This window comes from Mesorhizobium sp. WSM4821 (assembly GCF_055901555.1).
This window is the reverse complement of sequence record NZ_CM148371.1, coordinates 3,330,384-3,350,360: the sequence shown is the minus strand read 5'-3', so window position 1 is coordinate 3,350,360 and position 19,977 is coordinate 3,330,384. Positions and strand designations below refer to the sequence as shown.

19 protein-coding genes and 1 pseudogene are annotated in these 19,977 nt (G+C 63.4%); 11 read left to right on the top strand and 9 right to left on the bottom strand.

All coding sequences use genetic code 11. From position 1 onward, the window contains the following. The first annotated feature begins 54 nt into the window (after positions 1-54). Together AC0NID_RS16080 and AC0NID_RS16075 are read left to right on the top strand one after the other, a co-directional pair. On the top strand, positions 55-339 hold the full coding sequence (locus AC0NID_RS16080; protein ID WP_473453771.1) for an acylphosphatase: 285 nt from the start codon (positions 55-57) through the stop codon (positions 337-339). Between the two features lie 193 nt (positions 340-532). Beyond that, positions 533-2,254 (top strand): annotated as a pseudogene (locus tag AC0NID_RS16075) (HAD-IIB family hydrolase). A 172-nt stretch (positions 2,255-2,426) separates the two neighbouring features. Here the strand turns inward: AC0NID_RS16075 and AC0NID_RS16070 are convergent. Then, positions 2,427-2,861 (bottom strand): hypothetical protein, encoded by a 435-nt coding sequence (locus tag AC0NID_RS16070; RefSeq protein ID WP_145716894.1) that lies wholly within the window; start codon positions 2,859-2,861, stop codon positions 2,427-2,429. Between the two features lie 66 nt (positions 2,862-2,927). On the opposite strand from AC0NID_RS16070, the gene AC0NID_RS16065 reads away from it, so the two are divergent. The 3 genes from AC0NID_RS16065 (at position 2,928) to AC0NID_RS16055 (ending at position 5,806) form a co-directional block, all read left to right on the top strand. Further along, complete coding sequence (locus AC0NID_RS16065; protein WP_473454056.1) at positions 2,928-3,443, top strand: hypothetical protein; 516 nt, start codon at positions 2,928-2,930, stop codon at positions 3,441-3,443. Positions 3,444-3,531: 88 nt separating this feature from the next. Further along, positions 3,532-4,230, top strand: a complete 699-nt coding sequence (locus tag AC0NID_RS16060) for a GntR family transcriptional regulator (RefSeq protein WP_473453772.1) — start codon at positions 3,532-3,534, stop codon at positions 4,228-4,230. Between the two features lie 220 nt (positions 4,231-4,450). Continuing rightward, entirely contained in the window at positions 4,451-5,806 is a 1,356-nt protein-coding gene (locus AC0NID_RS16055) for a glutamine synthetase family protein (RefSeq protein WP_473454039.1), read from the top strand. Positions 5,807-5,875: 69 nt separating this feature from the next. Here the strand turns inward: AC0NID_RS16055 and AC0NID_RS16050 are convergent, their stop codons facing one another. Next, the gene (locus AC0NID_RS16050) at positions 5,876-6,853 is read right to left on the bottom strand and encodes a LacI family DNA-binding transcriptional regulator (RefSeq protein ID WP_474033452.1); all 978 of its coding nucleotides are present in this window, start codon (positions 6,851-6,853) and stop codon (positions 5,876-5,878) included. 194 nt (positions 6,854-7,047) lie between these two features. On the opposite strand from AC0NID_RS16050, the gene AC0NID_RS16045 reads away from it, so the two are divergent. From AC0NID_RS16045 to AC0NID_RS16030, 4 genes are read left to right on the top strand one after another with little or no spacing between them, the layout of a single operon-like run. Next, positions 7,048-7,989: a sugar ABC transporter substrate-binding protein gene (locus AC0NID_RS16045; protein WP_473453774.1), complete on the top strand. Its 942-nt coding sequence runs from the start codon at positions 7,048-7,050 to the stop codon at positions 7,987-7,989. 59 nt (positions 7,990-8,048) lie between these two features. Then, positions 8,049-9,578, top strand: coding sequence for a sugar ABC transporter ATP-binding protein (locus tag AC0NID_RS16040; protein WP_473453775.1), 1,530 nt, complete (start codon positions 8,049-8,051; stop codon positions 9,576-9,578). After that, entirely contained in the window at positions 9,575-10,570 is a 996-nt protein-coding gene (locus tag AC0NID_RS16035; RefSeq protein ID WP_473453776.1) for an ABC transporter permease, read from the top strand. The genes AC0NID_RS16040 and AC0NID_RS16035 overlap by 4 nt, the downstream gene beginning before the upstream one ends. A gap of 11 nt (positions 10,571-10,581) precedes the next feature. Then, positions 10,582-11,418, top strand: a complete 837-nt coding sequence (locus AC0NID_RS16030; RefSeq protein WP_473453777.1) for an MBL fold metallo-hydrolase — start codon at positions 10,582-10,584, stop codon at positions 11,416-11,418. 23 nt (positions 11,419-11,441) lie between these two features. Here the strand turns inward: AC0NID_RS16030 and AC0NID_RS16025 are convergent, their stop codons facing one another. From AC0NID_RS16025 to AC0NID_RS16015, 3 genes are all read right to left on the bottom strand, one after another. Continuing rightward, the gene (locus AC0NID_RS16025; protein ID WP_473453778.1) at positions 11,442-12,086 is read right to left on the bottom strand and encodes a hypothetical protein; all 645 of its coding nucleotides are present in this window, start codon (positions 12,084-12,086) and stop codon (positions 11,442-11,444) included. 33 nt (positions 12,087-12,119) lie between these two features. Next, positions 12,120-12,314 carry a hypothetical protein gene (locus AC0NID_RS16020; protein WP_473453779.1) on the bottom strand — a complete coding sequence of 65 codons (195 nt, stop codon included), beginning with the start codon at positions 12,312-12,314 and terminating at the stop codon, positions 12,120-12,122. 78 nt (positions 12,315-12,392) lie between these two features. Beyond that, a complete protein-coding gene (locus AC0NID_RS16015) occupies positions 12,393-13,790 on the bottom strand; it encodes a hypothetical protein (protein ID WP_473453780.1) in 1,398 nt (465 codons plus the stop codon). Between the two features lie 130 nt (positions 13,791-13,920). On the opposite strand from AC0NID_RS16015, the gene AC0NID_RS16010 reads away from it, so the two are divergent. Beyond that, a complete protein-coding gene (locus tag AC0NID_RS16010; RefSeq protein ID WP_473453781.1) occupies positions 13,921-14,952 on the top strand; it encodes a GlxA family transcriptional regulator in 1,032 nt (343 codons plus the stop codon). Between the two features lie 177 nt (positions 14,953-15,129). After that, positions 15,130-15,618 carry a hypothetical protein gene (locus tag AC0NID_RS16005; protein ID WP_473453782.1) on the top strand — a complete coding sequence of 163 codons (489 nt, stop codon included), beginning with the start codon at positions 15,130-15,132 and terminating at the stop codon, positions 15,616-15,618. Positions 15,619-15,631: 13 nt separating this feature from the next. Here the strand turns inward: AC0NID_RS16005 and AC0NID_RS16000 are convergent, their stop codons facing one another. From AC0NID_RS16000 to AC0NID_RS15985, 4 genes are read right to left on the bottom strand one after another with little or no spacing between them, the layout of a single operon-like run. After that, on the bottom strand, positions 15,632-17,989 hold the full coding sequence (locus tag AC0NID_RS16000; RefSeq protein ID WP_473453783.1) for a xanthine dehydrogenase family protein molybdopterin-binding subunit: 2,358 nt from the start codon (positions 17,987-17,989) through the stop codon (positions 15,632-15,634). Between the two features lie 19 nt (positions 17,990-18,008). Beyond that, a complete protein-coding gene (locus AC0NID_RS15995) occupies positions 18,009-18,467 on the bottom strand; it encodes a (2Fe-2S)-binding protein (RefSeq protein ID WP_473453784.1) in 459 nt (152 codons plus the stop codon). 20 nt (positions 18,468-18,487) lie between these two features. Next, the gene (locus AC0NID_RS15990) at positions 18,488-19,348 is read right to left on the bottom strand and encodes an FAD binding domain-containing protein (RefSeq protein ID WP_473453785.1); all 861 of its coding nucleotides are present in this window, start codon (positions 19,346-19,348) and stop codon (positions 18,488-18,490) included. Positions 19,349-19,378: 30 nt separating this feature from the next. Beyond that, complete coding sequence (locus AC0NID_RS15985) at positions 19,379-19,969, bottom strand: biotin transporter BioY (protein WP_473453786.1); 591 nt, start codon at positions 19,967-19,969, stop codon at positions 19,379-19,381. Positions 19,970-19,977: the final 8 nt, after the last annotated feature.

Here is a 19,977-nt window from a genome sequence, read left to right as displayed (position 1 = left end):
TTTTTCGCCGCCGGCGAGTTGAAGGTATGAAAAACCATCGGCACGGAGGTGACCATGGAGGACGAGCGCAAGGCGATACGCGTCAGGCTCAGTGGAAGGGTGCAAGGCGTCTCTTTTCGCGTGTGGACGCGGATCGAGGCCGAGAAGCTCGGCCTGTCCGGATGGGTTCGCAACGAGGATGACGGATCCGTAACGGCACTGATCGTCGGCGCCGAAGGCGCGGTTTCGACGATGATGGACCGGCTCTGGAAAGGGCCGAACGGGGCGTCGGTCTCCGCTGTGACGTCTCAAGACGTCGATCCCGGCCAGGAGCCGAACGGATTCAGGATCATCGGCTAGAAAGCGGGCACCGGTTTTGGGAAAATCCGATGCTCAACCAAAAGCCACGCTTCCGCTGCTCTTGCCTTCCGCCGCCGGGAACAAATCGGCAGCCAGCGCCGTTGGGCCCAATCAGCCATGACAAGCGATGATGGGGTTCGGCCAATGGAAGTCACCGGAGCAGATGGCTTTTCGCTCAGCTCGGCGAGAAAGCATCTCAGGTCGGCTTAGGACGGCCGATAACGGTTCGACGTATGCTTTAGCCCTAGCCACTGACTACGATGGCACACTCGCGGAAAACGGGATCGTTTCCGATGCGACCCGTGCCGCGCTCGAGCGGTTGAAGGAAACCGGCCGCAAGTTGATAATGGTGACCGGTCGCGAGCTGGCCGACCTCGAAGGCGTTTTCCCGGAGCTTGGCATTTTCGACAAGGTCGTCGCCGAAAACGGCGCGCTCGTCTACACGCCGGCTTCGAAGAAGGTGCGGATCCTGGCGCCTGCCCCTCCGGCGGAATTCGTAGACAGGCTGATGATGCGCAAGGTCACGCCCCTGTCGATGGGACGTTCCGTCGTCGCCACCAGGGAGCCTAACGAGACCATCATGCTGGAAGTGATCAGGGACCTTGGCCTGGAGCTGGAGATCATCTTCAATAAAGGGCGCCGTCATGGTGCTGCCAAGCGGGGTCAACAAGGCGACCGGTCTGGCCGCTGCCCTGGAGGATCTGCAATTGTCCGCCCATAATGTCGTCGGCATCGGCGATGCGGAGAACGATCATGCCTTTCTGCGCGCCGTCGGCGTCGGCGTTGCGGTTGCCAATGCACTGCCGACGGTAAGGGAGACGGCGGATCACGTGACGAATGGTGCGCGCGGCGCGGGCGTCAGAGAGTTGATCGAGGCCCTCATCTCGCAGGACGCCGCCATGCTGGACACGGCGCGGCAACGCATCGAAATTGGCGCGGACGACGGATCGGGCGCAGTGATGCATCTTTCGCCGCGCGGCGGCAGTATCCTGCTGACCGGCACGTCGGGGATCGGAAAATCCACCCTCGCCACCGCTCTGACCGAACGCTTCGTCGAGCAAGGCTTCCAGTTTTGCGTGCTCGACCCGGAGGGCGACTACGAGGAGCTGGAGGACGTGCTGGTGGTCGGCGACGCCAAGAGCCCGCCGAACTCGCGCGAAATCTTCGATCTTTTGTCCAAGCCGTCCAACAATGTCGCCGTCAACATGCTCGGGATCAAGACCGGGGAGCGGCCAAACGCCTTCGCCAAGCTGTTGCCGGAGCTTGCCGCGCTTCGCGCCCGCACCGGACGCCCGCACTGGCTGATCATCGACGAGGCGCACCACCTGCTGCCGCACGCGCGCGACGGCACATCTTTTGCGCTGCCAAAAAGCCTTTCGGCGACCATTCTGATCACGGTTCATCCCGATCTGGTTTCGCGGGACGTGCTGGCGGGCGTCGACACGGTGCTGGCTCTCGGCCCGGAATCCGACAAGGTTGTCGAAAGCTTCTGTGCCGCGGTGGCCGAGGATGTGCCGGAGGGCGTAGTGCCGCCACCGGAGAACAAGGTCCTGTATTGGAACCGGTCGGCAGGCGAACCCGCAAGGCCGATCTCGGTCGAGCGTCCCCGGCAGGAACGCAAGCGTCATTCGCGCAAATATGCCGAGGGTGATCTTGGCGACAACAGTTTCTATTTCCGCGGCACTGACGGCGCGCTCAACCTGAAAGCGCAAAATCTCATGATGTTCCTGCAAATCGCCGAGGGAATCGACGACCGCACCTGGGAGCACCGGCCTGGTTCCGCAACAAGGTCAAGGACAAGGGACTTGCCGAGGAAGCGGCTGTCATCGAGGACGACGATAGCCTTGATCCGCATAAAAGTCGCACCGCCATGGCCGAAGCGGTCCGTCGCCGCTACACCGCGCCCGCCGACTGAATCCACCCATGCCGATGGTATCGAGTTTTCGCCGATGGCGGATCGCCGCAAAACGGCATATCCGTCATCAACGCCCATTGATGCGAGGCGTGGAAATCGTGTCGCCCGCAGCCTCCATCTTCCGAACTGCCGGCCCGTAGCGCCTATACCCGCTACGTTAATGCCCGCCACGTCAATGCATGAATGTTCCACGCAGCCAAGCGAAGAAGCCGAACCTTTCGGACTTTGCGGCACGGACGCGAGAGGCAGCCCACCTCGCTCGTATCGTGGCGCCGACATGGCAATGACAAACGATTTCGTGCAGCTGCCAGTCCGTCAGTTCGAAGAAGCGCCTGGCTTCGCCGTAAGTGTCATCTTTCAAGCCTTGCGCGCGAAAAATCGGATCCTCGAAGGCAACGGTGAGAGGTGAATCGTTGTCGCGCATTTTTTCGCGTATCTCGGGAGACTTGTATTCGGTGCCCGTCAGCGCTTCGAGACGCCGATCGGGATTTTGTTCCAGCAGTTTCGCCCAACGTTCGAGACGCTGGCTTCGAGTCGCCACGAGGTCTGTTGCTTCAGCGTGAACGTCGGCAACGGCATGCAGTTGGTCAAGTGTTTGGTGTTTCACGGCCGCCTCCTATTCAGCAGGTGAGTTCGCTCCACCCTTTCAGCAGGTGAGTTCGCCCCACCTGAAATGGAAATTATGGCGCCCCACGAGGCCGACAAGGCCTTTGTGCGCGGACTATTCGATCACTTTTCTGATGGCGCCGTCCTGGCTCGCCTGATGTCGGCGGGATCGCTGAAGGCCCCATCGGAACCATCGGCACGCGTGGTCGTTCTGCGTGCATCGGCCCGTAGAGCGAAACCGGTCGAAAAAGGGGTGGCGCCAAAATCCCGCCCGACGTCGATGACCCGCCAAGGCACAGTGCAGCCAGCGGAAGGAAATCACACCATGGCCATTCTTCCCACTCCCGAACCAACGCCCACTCCCGCGCCCACGCCGCCGCCGTTTCCCGAACCGAAGCCGGTGCGTGAGCCGGACCCGGACAGACTTCCCGACGAGGCTCCTGTCCCCAATCCGGATGAAAACGACGCGCCACTGAAGATCGCCCCTAGAGCGTCCAACCCGGCGCGCCACCGAAATAGCGACGACGACGCGGCTTGCGGCGCTGCGCTCGAAGCGTCTATCATGTGCTTGAAAAATCGCTGACTTCGGCGCTTACGCCTTGTTCGGCCAGCCAACATTTCCAGGTAGCCAGCTCCGTAGATTTCAGAACGAATGAAGTAGCGCACCGCCAATGGCCGACAAAACGCATTTCGGGTTGACCGCCGTCGACACTGTGCCCCTGCATGAGAAAGTCTATCTGGAACTCGTCAGGGCATTGATGTCGGGACAGTTCGCGCCCGGCCAGAAGCTGACCTCGCGCAAGCTCGCCAAGGAACTGGGCACCAGCGACATGCCGGTGCGCAGCGCCTTCATGCGGCTGCAGGCGCTGCGCGCGCTGAGCCCGATGCCGAACGGCAGCGTGGAGGTGCCGATCATCTCGGCCGAAAGATTCTCGCAGTTGACCGCCGTGCGAACGATCCTCGAAGGCTCCGCGACGGAGCTTGCCGCGGCGCTGATCAATGGCAACAATCTGCGCGCGATCCGCCGCCATTGCACCGAGCTGACCCTGGCAGCCCGCAAGGGCGACATCGACGACTATCTGCGGAAGAACTACAACTTCAAATTCTCGATCTATCGCCACTGCGGCAATGAGCAGATGATCTTTCTGATCGAGACGGTGTGGATGCAGGTCGGCCCGTTTCTCAGGAACCTGGCCATGGGTTTCGAGGACAATCTCGCCGCCATTCTCGACATCGATTACCACGAGGAAGCCGTCGCCGCGATCGAAGCCCAGGACGGGGTGCGCGCCCGCGCCGCCATCGTGCGCGACATAGACGACGGCGCAACGCATCTTTTGCAGCACGTCAACTTCCCCGAGACGCGGCAATGACGGTGGCTCAGATGCCGCTTGGCTTTACCCAGCCCTGCCGCTATACTGCGATCGCAAATCGCGCAATTGGTCTTGAATGCCTCCCGATATCCCAGCTAGTGAATTGAAAAAATAAAGAAAATCCTCTGGCGGCAAGCCAGAGCGGTTTTCAGAAATTCACAAGCTATAGAGATATCGTAACCGGCCAGGGCTACGGCACCTCGGAAAACCAGGGTTGAAATTGGGCGATGCAATCGCGGACGTGTTGAAGTGGCTTGAAAGCAGGGACGACATCCAAAGCCTGCGAGCAGCGGTGTGCGATCTCAACGGCATCATGCGCGGCAAGCGCATCCCGGTCGAGCAGGCACGCAAAGCGCTGGAGGGCAAGCTGCGCATGCCCTATTCGCTGGTCGGGCTCGACATCTGGGGCGAGGATATCGAGGGCAACACGCTGGTTTTCGGCACCGGCGACGCCGACGGCCTGTGCCAGTGGACCGGACGCGGCATCCTGCCGGTGAACTGGACGGCGCATCCGACAGCACTTGTCCCGCTCTGGCTGGCCGATGAAACCGGCGCGCCGTTCCTGGGTGACCCGCGGCGGGCGCTGGCCCGGATCCTCGATCGCTACAAGGCTCTGGGCCTCACCCCTGTCACCGCTACGGAACTGGAGTTCTACCTGGTCGACCCGCAATCGCAGCGGCCGATCGGGCCTGTCTCGCCGGTAACCGGGCGTCGTCTCGATTCCGACGCTGCCCTGTCGATCGACGAGATCGACGACTTCGAAGCCTTCATCCACGATGTCTACGACGCCTGCCGCATGCAAGGCATTCCCGTCGATACCGCGATCGCCGAGAACGGCGTCGGCCAGTTCGAGATCAATCTGGACCATGTCGCCGACGCCTTGCGCGCCGCCGACGACGCCGTCCTGTTCAAGCGCACCGTCAAGGGCATCGCCCGCAAGCACGGCTTTGCCGCCTGCTTCATGGCGAAGCCCTATGGCGACCGTGCCGGCAACGGCTTTCACGTCCATTTCAGCCTGACCGACGCCGAAGGCCGCAATGTCTTCGACGACGGCAGCGACCAGGGTTCGGACATCATGCGCCATGCCGTCGGCGGCCTGCTCGCCGCGATGGCCGAAAGCACGCTGGTGTTCGCGCCGCACTTCAATTCCTACCGCAGGCTGCGCCCCAGGTCCTATGCGCCGACCGCGGTTGCCTGGGGCTATGAGAACCGCATGGTGGCGATCCGCATCCCCGGCGGACCGACCGGCGCTCGCCGCATCGAGCATCGCGTCGCCGGCGCCGACGCCAATCCGTACCTCGTGCTTGCGGCGATCCTCGGCGCCGCGCTCATCGGCATCGAAAGGCAATTGTCGCCTGGCGATCCAGCCGGCAGAGACGGGCAAGGACTTCAGCCGGCCAAGCTGCCGCCTGACTGGGCCTCCGCGATCGCCAGCTTCGAGGGCGGGGCGCATGTGGCGGCGATATTTCCGGCCGTCCTGCGCGACTCCTTCATCGCCTGTAAGCGCCAGGAGTTGAATACGTTCGCGCTCAATGTCAGCGACTTCGAGCTCGAGACTTACCTCGAAAGCGTTTGATTTTAGGGCCTTCGCGCGGAGCGCCAACGAGCTGCGACCGACATCCCGTGGCTCACGACGGGAAAACCGTCAACCGGCATTCTCGCGCAGCGGCATGCAACTTTCCCCGACGATCAAAGCCGGCTGGAAAACGATGCTGCGCACCGGCTCCGATACCCTGTCCTCGATGCGATCGACGAGCAGGCGCAGCGCTTCGTTGGTCATGTCGGCGATGGGATGCTCCGTTCTTGTCAGTCGCGGCTTCAAGCCGCCGGCGCCCGCCACCGTATCCGTCGAGGCGATAGAGATGTCCTGCGGACAGCGCAGGCCAAGATCGGCAACGGCGCGCATCACGCCGATCGCCATAACGCCGTTCGCGACATAGATCGCCGTCGGGCGGTCGGGCGAACCCATCATGTCGCGAGCGACCGAATAGGCGGCTTCTTCGCGAAATTCGCCGGACCTGATATGACCGGGCTGCGGCGCAAGCCCGCGCGCGGCCATCGCATCGATCATGCCGTCAAGCCTGCCCTTGCTGGTTGACAGCTGCATCGGGCCGGTGATCGAGCCTATGCGGCGATGCCCTAGGTCGAGCAGGTAGTCGGCCGCCTGTCTGCCGGCTTCCCGATTGTCGATGGTCACCGTATCGGCATTGTTGCCTTCGATCGACCGCCCCAGAAGAACGGTCGCGATGCCATCGAACTCGTGTTGCTGATATTGATTTGCCGCGCCCACCGGTACCAGGACCATTCCGTCGCAACCAAGAGTGCGAATTCGCGACAGGATGCGCCGTTCCGTATCGGGCTTTTCATCGCTGTTGAACAGAACGAGCGAATAGCCCCACGCCGCGACGGCCGCCTCCGCCGACCAGACGATGCGTGCGTAGAACGGGTTCGAGAGATCGGCCACCGCAAGGGCGATCAACTGGCTGCGGCTGCGACGCAGATTGCGGGCGGCCAGCGACGGTTCGTAGCGCAGCTCGCGAATGGCGGTGACGACGCGAGCCCTCAGCTCGGGGCTGACGAAAGCACTATCGTTCATGACGGCCGAGACCGTCGCGGTCGACACTCCTGCCCTCCTGGCAACGTCTTTGATGGTGGCCATTTTGCCCTGATAGCTAATCGTTTCGCTGAAGTCTGGTTTAGTTTTATGGCTGTGTCCAGCGGATTCACGCTTGCATTGGGGCGCATTTTGCGTGACGTTGGCGAAACGGTTTGCTGCCAAGAGGCTCTTGCGGCAAATCAGGTGAAGGGAGGAAAACCATGAGAAATCTAGTTTGCATCATCGCCGCCGGAGCGCTCTCGCTCGTGACGGCTGGCGCTGCCGCGCAGGACAAGCCGCTTCTTGGCATCGTGTCCATCAGCGCCACGGAAGCCAACAATGTCCGCTACATCCAGGGCGCCACGAAGGCCGCCGACGAGCTTGGCTGGAAGACCAATGTCGTGGATGCCGCCGGCAGTGCCGACCAGGCGAACGCGGCGATCCAGAATTTCGCGCAGCTCAAGGCGCATGCGATCATCGACATGGTATTTCCCTATTCGTCGATCGGCGCCGGTCTGGCCGCCGCGGGCGACGCTGGAATACCTGTGGTTACCTGGGGCGGCGGGCTTGGCTCGACCGTTGCCGCCACGAACGGCTCGGGCGGCCCGATGGCGATACCGGTCGTCGATCTCATGGTCGAGAAGATGGGTGGCAAGGGTTCGATCCTGGCCCTCACCTACCGGACCGGCGAAGTCTGCCGCAACCGCGAAGTCGTGATGGACGAGATCGTCGCCAAACACCCCGAGATCACCGTCACCAAGAACGAGGTGCGCATTCCCGGCTACTTCGAGGACGGCGCCCAATACGCCAATGCCTGGCTGGCTTCGCATCCTGCCGGCAAGGAGAACCTGGCGATCTGGGGATGCTGGGACGACCCGGCGATCGGCGCCATCGGCTCGCTGCGCGCCCAGGGACGCGACGACGTCCTCGTCTACGGCATCAATGGCAACGCGCAGGCGCTGGAGAACATCAAGAACGGCTTCATGACCGCGACGGCCTGGCAGGACAGCTTCACCGAAGGCTACAACATGGTCAAGATGTTGAAGGACATCAAGGATGCGGGCGGCGCCTGGCAAGCCAAGGCGGCCGAGGTTCCGGCGGTTCTGGTGACCAAGGACACTGCGGATGCCTTTCTCAAGGATCATCCGGAAGCCATAAAGTAGGATCTGGTTTGGAGGCGACGTTGACAAGGGGTGCGCCACAGCCAGGCGGCGCCGATGAAATGGCAACCCCATTCCTGGTCGCGCGCGATATCGCAAAGGCCTTCGGCGGCACGCAGGCGCTGAAGGGCGTATCGCTCGACATCGCGCCAGGTGAAATCCATGGTCTTGTCGGCGCCAACGGCGCGGGCAAGTCGACCTTCATCCGTATCCTTGCCGGACTGAACCACCCCGACGCCGGTCGTCTCGAGCTCGACGGCCACAGCCAGGAGATCGGCACACCGCAGCGGGCGACCGAGCTCGGCATGAGTTTCATTCACCAGGAGCTTGCCTTTGTGCCGGGCATGACCGTGCTTCAGAACATCATGCTGGGCGTTCCCAAGAAAACGCGCTTCGGGCTGACCGATTGGCGTGCGATCGCGCGCGACGTAGCACCCATCGCCAGGCGCGTCGGCATATCGGCCCCGCTCAACGCCAGCGTGAAGGGCCTTTCGACGGCCGAGATATGGCTGATCAACATTTGCCGCGCTTTGGTGCGCAAGGCGCGGCTGATCGTCATGGATGAGCCGACGGCCTCGCTTGCCGCCAGTGAAGCGGAACGGCTCTTTGCCATCGTGCGCGATCTTTCCGCGTCAGGGGTGGCGGTGCTCTACATCTCGCACCGGCTGGACGAGATCCTGAGCCTGTGCACGCGCGTGACGGTCTTTCGCGACGGCCGCTCCGTGGCCGAGCTCGCCGGAGACGCGCTCAACCGCCCTGCGCTGGTCGAGGCAATCGTCGGCGGCGCAATTCGAGATCCTCAAAGGACAGCCACGACACGGCAGCGCGGCGATGTCGTGATGGAAGCCAAAACCCTGGCGCGGGCGCCGAACGTCCGCGGCGTCAGCCTTCGGCTTCACGCCGGCGAAGTGCTGGGCATCGGCGGCCTTGTCGGCGCCGGGCGTACGGAACTCGCCCGGCTGCTCTTCGGAGCGGAGCGGCCGGACAGCGGCGAGATGACGCTGATGGGCCGGCCCTATGCCCCCGCCTCCCCCGCGGCGGCTGTCCAGGCCGGGCTCGGACTGGTCCCGGAGGAGCGCAGGGCGGAAGCGCTTTTTCTCTCCAAGAGCATCGCCTTCAATCTAGGCATCGCCAATCTCGACAAGATTGCTCTTGGCCGATACCTGCCGCTGATGAACCGCGGCGCCCGCACGTCGATGGCCGGCGAGACGATCCGCTCCCTGTCGATAAAGGCGCGAAGCGCAAGCACGCCCGTTGGCCGTCTCAGCGGCGGCAATCAGCAGAAGGTTGCGATCGGCCGCTGGCTCCAGCGCGCACCGAAGGTGCTGATCCTCGACGAGCCGACGCGAGGCGTCGATATCGGGGCGCGCGCCGAGATCCACCGGCTGATCCGCCAGCAAGCCGATTCCGGAGTGGCGGTTCTGGTGATTTCGTCGGAACCGGACGAGCTGCCTGACCTGTGCGACCGTGTTCTGGTGATGGCGGAAGGCCGCATTGTTCGCGAACTGACCGGTCAGGCCGTGTCGCGAAAGGCGATCGTCGAAGCAAGTTATGTCGAACCGGAAGCCCTGATGGAGGATCATCCCGCATGAGCGACGTTGCGATAAGCGCCCGGCGTCTGTCGCCCGGCGCCAAGGCGGCACTCGGTATTTTTGCCCGCTATGGCACGATCATCGGACTGCTGGCGATGATCGTCACATTTTCGATCCTGTCGCCTGCAGCCTTTCCCACCTTGGGCAATTTCACCAATGTGCTGAACCAGGCCTCGCTGGCCATGATCATTGCGGGCGGGCTGACGCTTGCCGTGGTCGTTGGCGAACTCGACCTGTCCATAGGCTTCGCCGCCAGCCTGCACGGCATTCTGATCACCGGCCTTGTCGTCCACGACAAGCTGCCGATCCCGATTGCGGTGGTCATCGTCATCGCATTGGGCGCGGCGATCGGTCTCGTCAACGGCTTCATCGTCACCAAGGTCAAGGTCAATTCCGTCATCGCGACGCTGGGCGTCGGAACTATCCTGACCGGCTTGGCCTTCGCCTATTCCGCCGGCGTTCCCATCGTGGCGGGCGTGCCGGAGGCATTCCTCCAGCTTTCCCTTGGCCGCTGGCTGTTCGGTATTCCCAACAACATCATCGCCATGATCCTCGTTCTCGGCGGGCTCTGGGTCCTGGTCGAGCGGACACCGCTCGGCCAGGAGATTCAGGCCGTGGGCGGCAATGCCGTGGCCGCCCGCCTTGCCGGGGTGAATGTCGACCGCATCAAGATCCTCGGCTTCGTCATCTCGGGAATGTGCGCCGCACTCACCGGGATACTGCTTGCCTCGCGGCTCGGCAGCGGCACGGCAAGTGCCGCCGACTCCTACCTGCTCACAGCCTTCGCGGCGGTGTTCCTTGGCTCGGCGACGCTGCGTGACGGCGAATTCCATGTGCTCGGCACGCTGGTCGGCGCCCTCATCATCGCTTTCGGCTTCAACGGCCTAAACATTTTCGGCGCCCCGACCTTCTCGCAATATGTGCTGCAGGGCGCCATCCTGATCATTGCCGTGGGCATGGCGAGCCTGGGCCGCTCGCTGGCGGAACGCTGAAGGAGGAAGCGATGACAAGCGAAGACACGCATTGGGAGGTTTACGTTGTCGAATTCGCCCGGTCGAACCAGCAGCCCTGGGTGGATCTCGTCGCCGGCATGTATGACGATGGCAAGGTCAATCTGCCCTTTTCCTTTGTCTTTTTGAAGCGTGGCGACCGCAACGTGCTGGTCGACACCGGGTTCATCCAGGAATCGAGCACTGCCTTCTCGTTGAAATTCGACATTCCCAACTGGATCTCGCCAGTTCGCATGCTGGCCGAGCTTGGCATTGGACCCGGCGCGATCACCGACATTTTCGTCACCCATGCGCATTTCGATCACATGGGATCGATCGCCGAGTTCCCGAATGCCAATCTCCACATCCAGAAAAGCGAGTTGCTCTCCTGGTACGAGGCGATCGCATTGCCTCCCCGCTTCGGCTATCTCACCGCCATCATCGATCCGGACACGTTGCGCGCCGCCCTCGATGCATCGGTCGAACACCGTGTCTCGCTGATCGACGGCGACAAGGATGATGTGCTGCCGGGCGTCCATGTCCGGCTGGGAAGCGGCCACACGATCGGACAGCAGTTCGTCATCGTCCAGTCCGCACGGGGCAGACTGGTCATCTCCGGCGATTGTGTTTATTCGAGCCGGCAGATCACCGGACACAAGCATGACGGCGTCTACGCGCCGCTGAACAATGCCGTCGGAAGCGTCTGGGAGCAGCTGAAGACCATCGACCGCATCAACACCGAGATCGGCGGCGATCTCGGACAGCTGATCGTCCTGCACGACATAGAGCGATGGAAGGGCCTGCCGATCGTGGCGGAGCTCGAAGGATTTCGCATCGTCAGGGCCGGATAGGATAATCCGACCGCGCCGCGCCTTCAGAAGCGATAACGGATTCCAAGAACGTTCGCATTGGAACCCTCATTCATATTTCCAAATGTACCATCGGCGCCGGATCTGTGATGGAGTTGGTAGACAAGCTCGACATTGGGAGCTTGCCTGACCCTGAAAGAAAGCTCTGCTCCGACGAAACCGAGGAATGACGCATCGCCGTCGTAACGGATTTCGCGAGCGCGCTCGATCTCGGTAGGGCCTGTAACGGCACTCAATCCAGCCGTCAGCGCGGGCGCAATCGCCAGATCCCCGATGACAAGACCCTGATGGCGAAGCCGCACGCCGGCCCAAAATTCTCCGGACGTATCGTCGTCGTCGCCAAACCTTATGGCGGCCCCGGTCACGCCGCCAAGGACGAAACCGGCGCCAATGTCGGTGAAGTCGCGGCCGTATGCGGCACCGACCATGTAGCTGTCCGTATAGTCGGTCCCGAAGACGTTGATCGTGTCTCCGAAGGAACCGGTCGTGAAGACGCCGCCAAAAACATAGATGTCGTTCTTCGTCGGCTGCCCGGCAGCGAAAGGATCTTCGGTTGCAAAATAGATGAAAGGGGAACTATTTTCAGCGAGGCCTGGAGTGACTGAAGCGATCAGTATCATTGCAGCGAATGCTGCCTGCACTCCGCGCATGAATGAGCTCCGAATCAGTCCGCCCCTCGATCATCAAGTGCTCCTGTATTTCACCGAAATAAACAAGACCCCGAATACTGCGGGATCAAGATCAGCCGAAAAAGTCTGCATCTTCCCGTTCGGGATGATGCCCACGCCCATTCCAGGCCGGTCGATCACCGCGATCATACCGTCCCTGACGATGGGATCGGGCAGGCCCTCGACGATGTGGTCACTCCCAACTACCACGCGCAGACGACCATCCTCCCTCTCGCCATACCCGCCCCGGTCAGGCCCGAGGGGGGCTTGGGTCTGATGTCCTGCCGATCAGCCCCAGTTCTGCTGGTGTGCGGCATGGCTGCGCAGATAGGCGCCGGGTCCGAAGTGCGTATCGTAAAACCCGGTGTCCAACTGGTGCGCCTGCAGGTACATCAGGCTGAAGATCGCGGGCACGGTCGCCGGAAAACGCCCGAACGTGTCGAATATGTACTGCGCCATTGTCGTGACGCAATCCACGAATTCCTCGCCGATCGGGGCGCCGCTTGACCGGATGGTTTCGGTTTTCTTGTACGGCCCGCCGGTGCCCGCGTTGAACGGGCCGCCCGGTCCGAATTTCCGTGCCACGACGCTCTCGACGGCGGCGCGCATGGTTTCGAAATGCGGCGGGCAATGTCCCTCGAACACACCCTCGAGCCCGGTCACGTGCGGCAGCGGGCGACCTTCCAGCATGTCGAAACGGAACCCCAGTCCCGGCACCTCGGGATCGCCGCTCGCGCCCAGCACGCTGAACGGGTTGATCCCATCATACATCCACCCGCCAAGACCGAGAGCCTGCAGCATCAGCGCACCGGCATAGCAGGCCGTCGACGTCTCGACCGTCACCTCGGTCAGCCCAAGCTGTTCGACATAACTCAGCGGAAACGGGTTTTCGGTATCCACCAGCGCCTTGAACCGGTCGATCCCCGGCACCGGACGGCCGTTGACATCGTCATGGATGCAGGCGCCGTTTTGCACGAGGTAGCACAGAACGAGCAGCATGTGCTGGGCGAGGTCGGCCACCGGAACGATCAGCGTGCTGCCGGGCACGTTTGCACACCATTCGTTGTGCATCTCCATATGATGCGGCACGCGCGGGATTTTGAGGCGGCCATCGGCAAGCTTGATGATGCGCGAGCGGTGCGCATCGAGATAGTCGTTCATATCCGTCTCCCCGTCCGGCGCGGCGACGGCCCCCATGTCGCGGGTCGGGAGGAAGTAAACCCCGTTGTCATCAGTGAAGAAAATCTCCGAAGTGTGAAACCCGGCGGATGACGGAAAGCTCCGGCCGCCGGCTGCGCCCGCATAGTTCGGGATGTTCGGGCTGTAGAAGCGGTTGTGCGGGATCAAGTTCGACCAGCCGGTGTTGCCGGCGACGGTGGTGAGCAGGAGCATCTGCTCCAGCGCGCCGAGCGGCGCCGGAGCCTGCTTCGATGTGTAGCTGAGCGGCCCGTCCGGGATCGAGGCGCCGCGGGCAAAGCGGCGCGACCGCCGCCCGTGGATCGCCTCGATCAGTGGGAACTGCGCTGCCTCGATCATGCCCTGTGGCAAGTTCTGAAACCTGTCCAGCATGACATGTCCTTTCTGCGCGAGGCCGGCCGCGGTTGCGCGGCAGCCGAATGTGTTCAGGATGCCGCCCGCGCCGATCATAGACGCGCCGAGCACCTTTCTGCGTGTTGTCTCAAACATCGGTTCTCCGTTTCCGGCGAGCGCGGTTGTGAAGGTCGGCGCTTGCCGGGTGAACCCATGCCATCTCCTGTCAGGGCGGCGTTAGACGCAGACTCGACAGAAACGGGTCATATGTGCCAATACCTCGGACATGCCGCTGTCCCATGATGCGCGAAAGCTGACGGTAAGCCTCGTGGTCGTGCCCGAGGTTTCGGCGGCCGTGACCTACGGGCTGCACGAGGTCTTCACCTGCGTCGGAGCGGCATGGGAGATGCTGACCGGCGAACGGACCCAAAGCCGCCGCATGGCGCCGCGGATCGTCGGCAGCCGCGTCGGGCCGGTGCGCACCACCCTGGGCGCCACGATTTTTTCCGAGCATAGCTTCGGCGAGAGCCTGCGTTCGGATGTCGTCATCATCGGCGACCTCAGTCTGGAACCGGAACCCGATCTGAGTGGCAGATGGGATGAGGCCATCCACTGGATGCTGGACCAGCACGCGCGTGGCGCGATCATCTGCTCGGTCTGCACCGGATCGCTGATATTGGCCGAAGCCGGTCTGCTCGAACGCCGCGAAGCCACCTCGCACTGGAGCGCGACCCGATATTTCCGGGAGTGCTATCCGGGCGTCCGGCTGCAGCCTCAACGTGTCATCGTGCCCTCCGGCGACGGGCACGATGTGGTGACGAGCGGCGGCTCGGCGTCCTGGACCGATTTGTCGCTTTATCTGATTGCCCGTTTCTGCGGCGATGCCGAGGCACGGCGCATCGCCAAGATTTTTCTGTTTGGCGACCGCAGCGAAGGCCAGCTTCCCTTTGCCGCGATGGTTCGCCCGAAGCAGCATGAGGACGCGTCGATTGCCGATAGCCAGGGCTGGATCTCGGAAAATTATGCCATTGCCAATCCGGTCGCGGAGATGACGAAGCGCTCTGGCCTCGCCGACCGCACCTTCAAAAGGCGATTCCAGTCGGCGACCGGGTACACCCCGATCGACTACGTGCAGACGCTTCGCGTGGAGGAAGCCAAGCAGATGCTGGAAACCTCAAATCAGGCAATCGACGATATCGCGCAGGCGGTCGGCTATGATGATCCGAACTCTTTCCGTCGCCTGTTCAAGCGCACGGTAGGCGTGGCGCCGCAAAGATACCGGCAACGCTTCAAGTCCGTGGGCATCGGGGCAGCCTGAGCCGCACGCGAGACGACATACCCGACGCCGGCGGCAAATTTCGTCAGTACAGCCGATGCGCTCAGCGGCACGACAACGACATCGTGAAGTTGTGCAGGTTGACTCGATTGTCTGCTTGCCTAACTAGGGTTCTCGGGGCCAGCGCAAATCACAACAGTCGGTATGATATTTTCCCGCATGCGAAAGCTTGTCCTTCTTGTCCTCTTGGCCGGCAGTTCCATCCTGTCCTCCTGCGTCGCCCCAGACGACACGTCGAACATCTCGAAGGAAGACGCAACAACGGCGGCGGCCCGCAAGGAGATGGTCGGTCTCAGCGAGGCGGACGTTCGAATGTGCGCCGGCTTTCCGTCTGCCACCGCCGATGCGGGCGGATCAAGCCAGATCTGGACCTATCAGCGCACCGTTCAACGCGGCAATCTCAACGTCGTGATTCCAACCTTGGCCGTGGGTGCGATCCCGACGGTTGGAGGATCCCTCAATGTCAACCCCGGCGGCTACTGCAACACGCAAATTCGAATGGTCGACGGCCGTGTCGCCGAGGTCGCCTATGCGGGCGACAACAATCTGCCGAATCACCGCGATGGGCTCTGCGTCAGCACGGTGGACGCCTGCGTGGCATATGCCCGCCAGCGCCATCCAGTCAGGGCAGGGGCCGGTTCCAGATAATCGGACTGGCTGTTCAATCCCCCGCCGCAATCACATTGTCGCGCCATGTGTCGGCAATGTGCGGGAAATCCAGAGGCTGGTTGTTGCCGAGTAGCAATTCCAGGACGCGCGGCGGCGTCAGCGGTATCTCCTGGACGCGTCGACCGGTGGCGTTCGAAACGGCGCAGGCGATTGCCGCGGCGACGTTGAGGATGGGAACCTCGCCGGCTCCCTTCGTGCCCAGCGGCCCGATCGAGGGCGCCCCTTCGTACAGGCTGATCTCGACCGGCACCACATCCTGCGCGAGCGGCACCCGGTAGCTCTCCAGGCCGGCCTGGCATATGCGGCCATTGGCGCCGATGGAGATCTCCTCGTGCAAGGCGTAGCCCAGGCCCTGCACGACGCCGCCCTGTATCTGTCCGTAGATAGCGCGGGGATTGAGGGCTCGCCCGACATCCTGGACGACCGTGTAACTCAACACCTCGACATGTCCGGTTTCGGGGTCGACGGCCACTTCGCAGTCATGCACCGCAAAGACCGGGATGTCGATGGCGTCGATAAAGTGGCCGGCCGCGCAGCCCGGCATCGCCGCCACGCCAGGCCCGGTGAAGGCGCCGCTTCCCGAGATCGGACCTGTCGCTCGCTGCGCGCGCTCGGCGACCCTTTCGATCGTCGTTCCGGATCCCTTGACGCCAAGAATCTCGACACGCCCGTTTTCGAGAAGGAGATCCTCGGCGGAGGCCTCCAGCATGTCCGAGGCGACGTGCAGCAGCTTCTTGCGGACCTCGACGGCGGCGGCAAGGCTGGCGGCGCCAAGCGAGACGGTGGTCCTGCCGCCGCCGACACCGAGATCGAAACCGCCGGCATCCGTGTCGGCGGTGCGCACGACGACGTCTTGCGGCCGCAGGCCAAGCGTGCTGGCGACGATCTGCGGCAGCGACTGCATCATCGAGCCCGAGCCGATCTCGACGCCGGAGGTCACCAGTGTCGCGCTGCCGTCCGGGTTGAGGTTGACGGTTGCCGCCGACGGACCAACGAAGATGAACCAGGTGCCGACCGTCGTGGCCCGCCCATACAGCCTCTCTCCCGCCAGATGTTTTTTCGACGGCTTGGCCTCGCGCAATTCGGCCATGCGATCGAGCATTGGCCTGAGAACATCGCCTTCGAACACCTGCCCGGTCGCGCCAAGGTCCCTGTCGCCCAGCACATTGCGCCGGCGAAACTCCAGGGGGTCCATGCCGATGGCGGCGCAGATCTCATCCGTATGCCGCTCCAGGGCGAAGGTGTTGTAAACGCCGTTGCAGGCGCGGAACGCACCGTTCGGGGCGGTGTTGGTGTAGATGGCGCGGGTCGAGATCTTCACCGAGCCGAGCCGGTAGTTGCCGCCCAGCGTGTGCGCGGTCATGGTCGTGAGGAAAATCTGTTCGCCGCCATAGGCGCCGCAATCCATCAGCACCACGGCCTCGCGCCCGAGGATCTCGCCTTGTCTGGTCACGGCCGAGCGGATGCGGATCTCGGCATTTTCGCGGGAGAGGCAGGTCAGCATCTCCTCCTCGCGCGAATTGACGAGCTTGACCGGCCGTCCCGCGGCGCGCGCCAGAAGGGCTGCGAAGGGCTCGAGCGAGCAGTCGAATTTGAGACCGAATCCACCGCCAACCGCCGGCACGGTGACGCGAACATGCGACGCCGGCACACCGACGAGGCGCGCGGTGACGTTGCGGACGGTCCACGGGACCTGGGTCGAGGTCTCGATATGGAACCGTCCGTCTTCGTAGGACGCGACCACCGCGCGCGGCTCGAAGGACAAATGGTTCTGCCGGCCGATCCGGAAGCAGGAGTCGACGATCTCGACATCGTCGCGCGCAAACGCCGCGTCGGTGTCGCCGCGCACGACTGTTGCCTCCCAGGCCACATTGCCGGCATGCGCGCCGCCTTCCAGCAGCACCTCGTAGTTGCGCCAGTCGGGATGGACCAGCGGCGCATCCGGCGCCAGCGCGTCCGCCACGGTGATCACCGCCGGCAAGGCTTCCAGTTCGACGACGATCGCCGCCGCGGCGGCCTTGGCCTGCGCCAAGGTCTCTGCGGCGACAGCCGCGATCGGCTCGCCGTCGTAGCGGATGCGGCCGGTCGCGAACAAGGGATGGTCGGCGATGCCTATGCCGTGGCGGGCGGGCGAATCCTCGGCCGTCACGATCGCCCGCACGCCGGGCATCTTGCGCGCCACGGACGTGTCGATGCGCACGATCCGGGCCGACGGCACCTCGGCGCGCAGCTGCACGGCGTGAAGCATGCCGGGGCGTCCCTGGTCGACGGTATAGCGCGTGCGGCCCTGCAGCTTGTCACGGGCATCGCGCCTCGGAAAGTTCATGGTCGCGGTTGAGGTTTCCGACACGGCTTCCTGCTCCCTCAACTCATGCGGCCCGGACCACTGACAAGGCCGCGTCGACGATGCGCTCATATCCGGTGCAGCGGCAGATGTTTCCGGCAAGGGCTGCCCTTATGTCGTCGCGGCTTGGATTCGGCACGCGCTCGAGAAAGCTGGACAGGCTCATCAGCATGCCGGGAAAACACATTCCGCATTGCACCGCATCGTGCTCTTCCATCGCCTGCTGCAATGGCGACAGGATGCCGTCCGTCGCCAGCGACTCGACCGTGCGCACCTCGCAGTCCGCCGCCAGCCCCACAGGCACAAGACAGGACATCACCGGACGCCCGTCCAGCAATACGGTGCAGGCGCCGCAGAAGCCCTCGCGGCAGACAATTTTCGCCCCGGTCAGATGGAATTCGTCCCTCAGCACATCGACAAGCGGCGTCAGCGGCTCGGCGGCCGAAGACCGGTCTTCACCATTGACGTTGAGGCGCAAGGACATCGGCTTGATCCTTCCCGACTTCAGGACTGCTCTTGCAGGGCGGCAACCGCGCGGCGCACCAGGCTCGGCAGAACTTTCACGCGATACCAGCCGGGCGCCTCGATGCCGTCGCGGCCCGAAAAATCGCCGCACCGGCGCTCGGCCTGCTCGGCGGCATGGCGCGGATCAAGAGCACGGCCGACAAGGCCGGTTTCGAGCCGCGTCCAGCGGCGCGCGACGGGTTCGACCGAGCCGACCGCCAGCCTCGCGCTTTGGACGACACCGGTCGGCCCCAGCGTCACGGCAAGGCTGAGGATTGCCACGGGATAATCTCCCGCCTTGCGCAGTGGCAGCCTTATATGCGCCGAGCGTCGCTTCGTGCGCGGAACAATTACGCGGCGGACCAGACGGCCGGGCGCGATGCCTGATCGGATCTCCACAAAGCGCTCGACCGTCACCCGTTCGGACCCGTCCGGTCCTGCGATTTCCAGTTCGGCGTCGAGGCATATCAAGGCGGGCACGAGATCCGCTGCCGCGAAAGCCGAAGCGCAAAGGTTTCCCCCAATCGTGGCGACGTGGCGGATTGCCGGATTTGCGGAATTGCCGGCAGCCTGCGCCAGCGCGCTGCATTCGGGCAAGGACGCAAGCGCATTCGCCAGCTCGGCATGGGTGACGCAGGCTCCGATGCTGATCTCGCGATCGAGAACATCGACACGGCGCAACTCGTCGATCTTGGAAATCGCCACATAGGACAGATCCTGCGGCTCGTGCCTGATGGGAGCCCGCATGATCCAGGTCGCTCCGGCAAGCACACTTGCGGCCCGCCCGCGCTCGGCAAGGACGGCAAGCGCGTCGCCCAGCGACGTCGCCACATAGAGCCGCTCTGCATTCTGACTGGGCACGCGAGAGGTCCTTCCTGCAGCAGGCCGATTTCAGCGATCTGGATGGCCGACAAACTTCCACGCCAGCGGCAGCACCACGGCGGCAAGCGCCAGCTTGAGCAGGTCGCCGAGGATGAACGGCATGAGGCCCCAGGCAAGGATCGGCTTGTCCCATCCGACGACCGTGCCGAGCCAGGAAAGCCCGAAGGCATAGATGACGACCGTTCCCGAAAGCATGGAAAGCGCCATGGTGACGATCCTGCGATCCCAGCCGCGCTTGGCGAGGAAACCGCAAAGGGCCACGGCGGGCAGATAGCCGAGGAGATAGCCGCCGGTCGGGCCGGCCATATAGGCAAGGCCGATGCCTTTTTCGGGCGTTCCCGCGAAAACCGGAAGCCCGAGCGCGCCTTCGGCGAGGTAAAGCGCGATCGTCGCTGCACCCAGCCGCCATCCGAAAGCCGTTCCGATGACCAGGACGACGAAAGTCTGCATGGTCATCGGCACCGGGTAGAACGGAACCTGCAGCTTGGCCGACAGCCACAGCGCCAGCGACCCGGCAATGGCCAGAAAAACATTCCTGAGCGCCGTCGTCCGGCTGGAAAAAGCCTGATCTGCGAGCACGGGATAAGTCGAGGAAAACATGGTCTTTC

Coding starts and splice junctions, on each gene's coding strand:
- AC0NID_RS15995 (WP_473453784.1), bottom strand. CDS start 18,467: ATGTCCTTGCGCCTCAACGTCAATGGTGAAGACCGGTCTTCGGCCGCC.
- AC0NID_RS16005 (WP_473453782.1), top strand. CDS start 15,130: ATGCGAAAGCTTGTCCTTCTTGTCCTCTTGGCCGGCAGTTCCATCCTG.
- AC0NID_RS16065 (WP_473454056.1), top strand. CDS start 2,928: ATGGAAATTATGGCGCCCCACGAGGCCGACAAGGCCTTTGTGCGCGGA.
- AC0NID_RS16060 (WP_473453772.1), top strand. CDS start 3,532: ATGGCCGACAAAACGCATTTCGGGTTGACCGCCGTCGACACTGTGCCC.
- AC0NID_RS16025 (WP_473453778.1), bottom strand. CDS start 12,086: ATGCGCGGAGTGCAGGCAGCATTCGCTGCAATGATACTGATCGCTTCA.
- AC0NID_RS16010 (WP_473453781.1), top strand. CDS start 13,921: ATGCCGCTGTCCCATGATGCGCGAAAGCTGACGGTAAGCCTCGTGGTC.
- AC0NID_RS16040 (WP_473453775.1), top strand. CDS start 8,049: ATGGCAACCCCATTCCTGGTCGCGCGCGATATCGCAAAGGCCTTCGGC.
- AC0NID_RS16035 (WP_473453776.1), top strand. CDS start 9,575: ATGAGCGACGTTGCGATAAGCGCCCGGCGTCTGTCGCCCGGCGCCAAG.
- AC0NID_RS15985 (WP_473453786.1), bottom strand. CDS start 19,969: ATGTTTTCCTCGACTTATCCCGTGCTCGCAGATCAGGCTTTTTCCAGC.
- AC0NID_RS16030 (WP_473453777.1), top strand. CDS start 10,582: ATGACAAGCGAAGACACGCATTGGGAGGTTTACGTTGTCGAATTCGCC.
- AC0NID_RS16045 (WP_473453774.1), top strand. CDS start 7,048: ATGAGAAATCTAGTTTGCATCATCGCCGCCGGAGCGCTCTCGCTCGTG.
- AC0NID_RS16080 (WP_473453771.1), top strand. CDS start 55: ATGGAGGACGAGCGCAAGGCGATACGCGTCAGGCTCAGTGGAAGGGTG.
- AC0NID_RS16015 (WP_473453780.1), bottom strand. CDS start 13,790: ATGTTTGAGACAACACGCAGAAAGGTGCTCGGCGCGTCTATGATCGGC.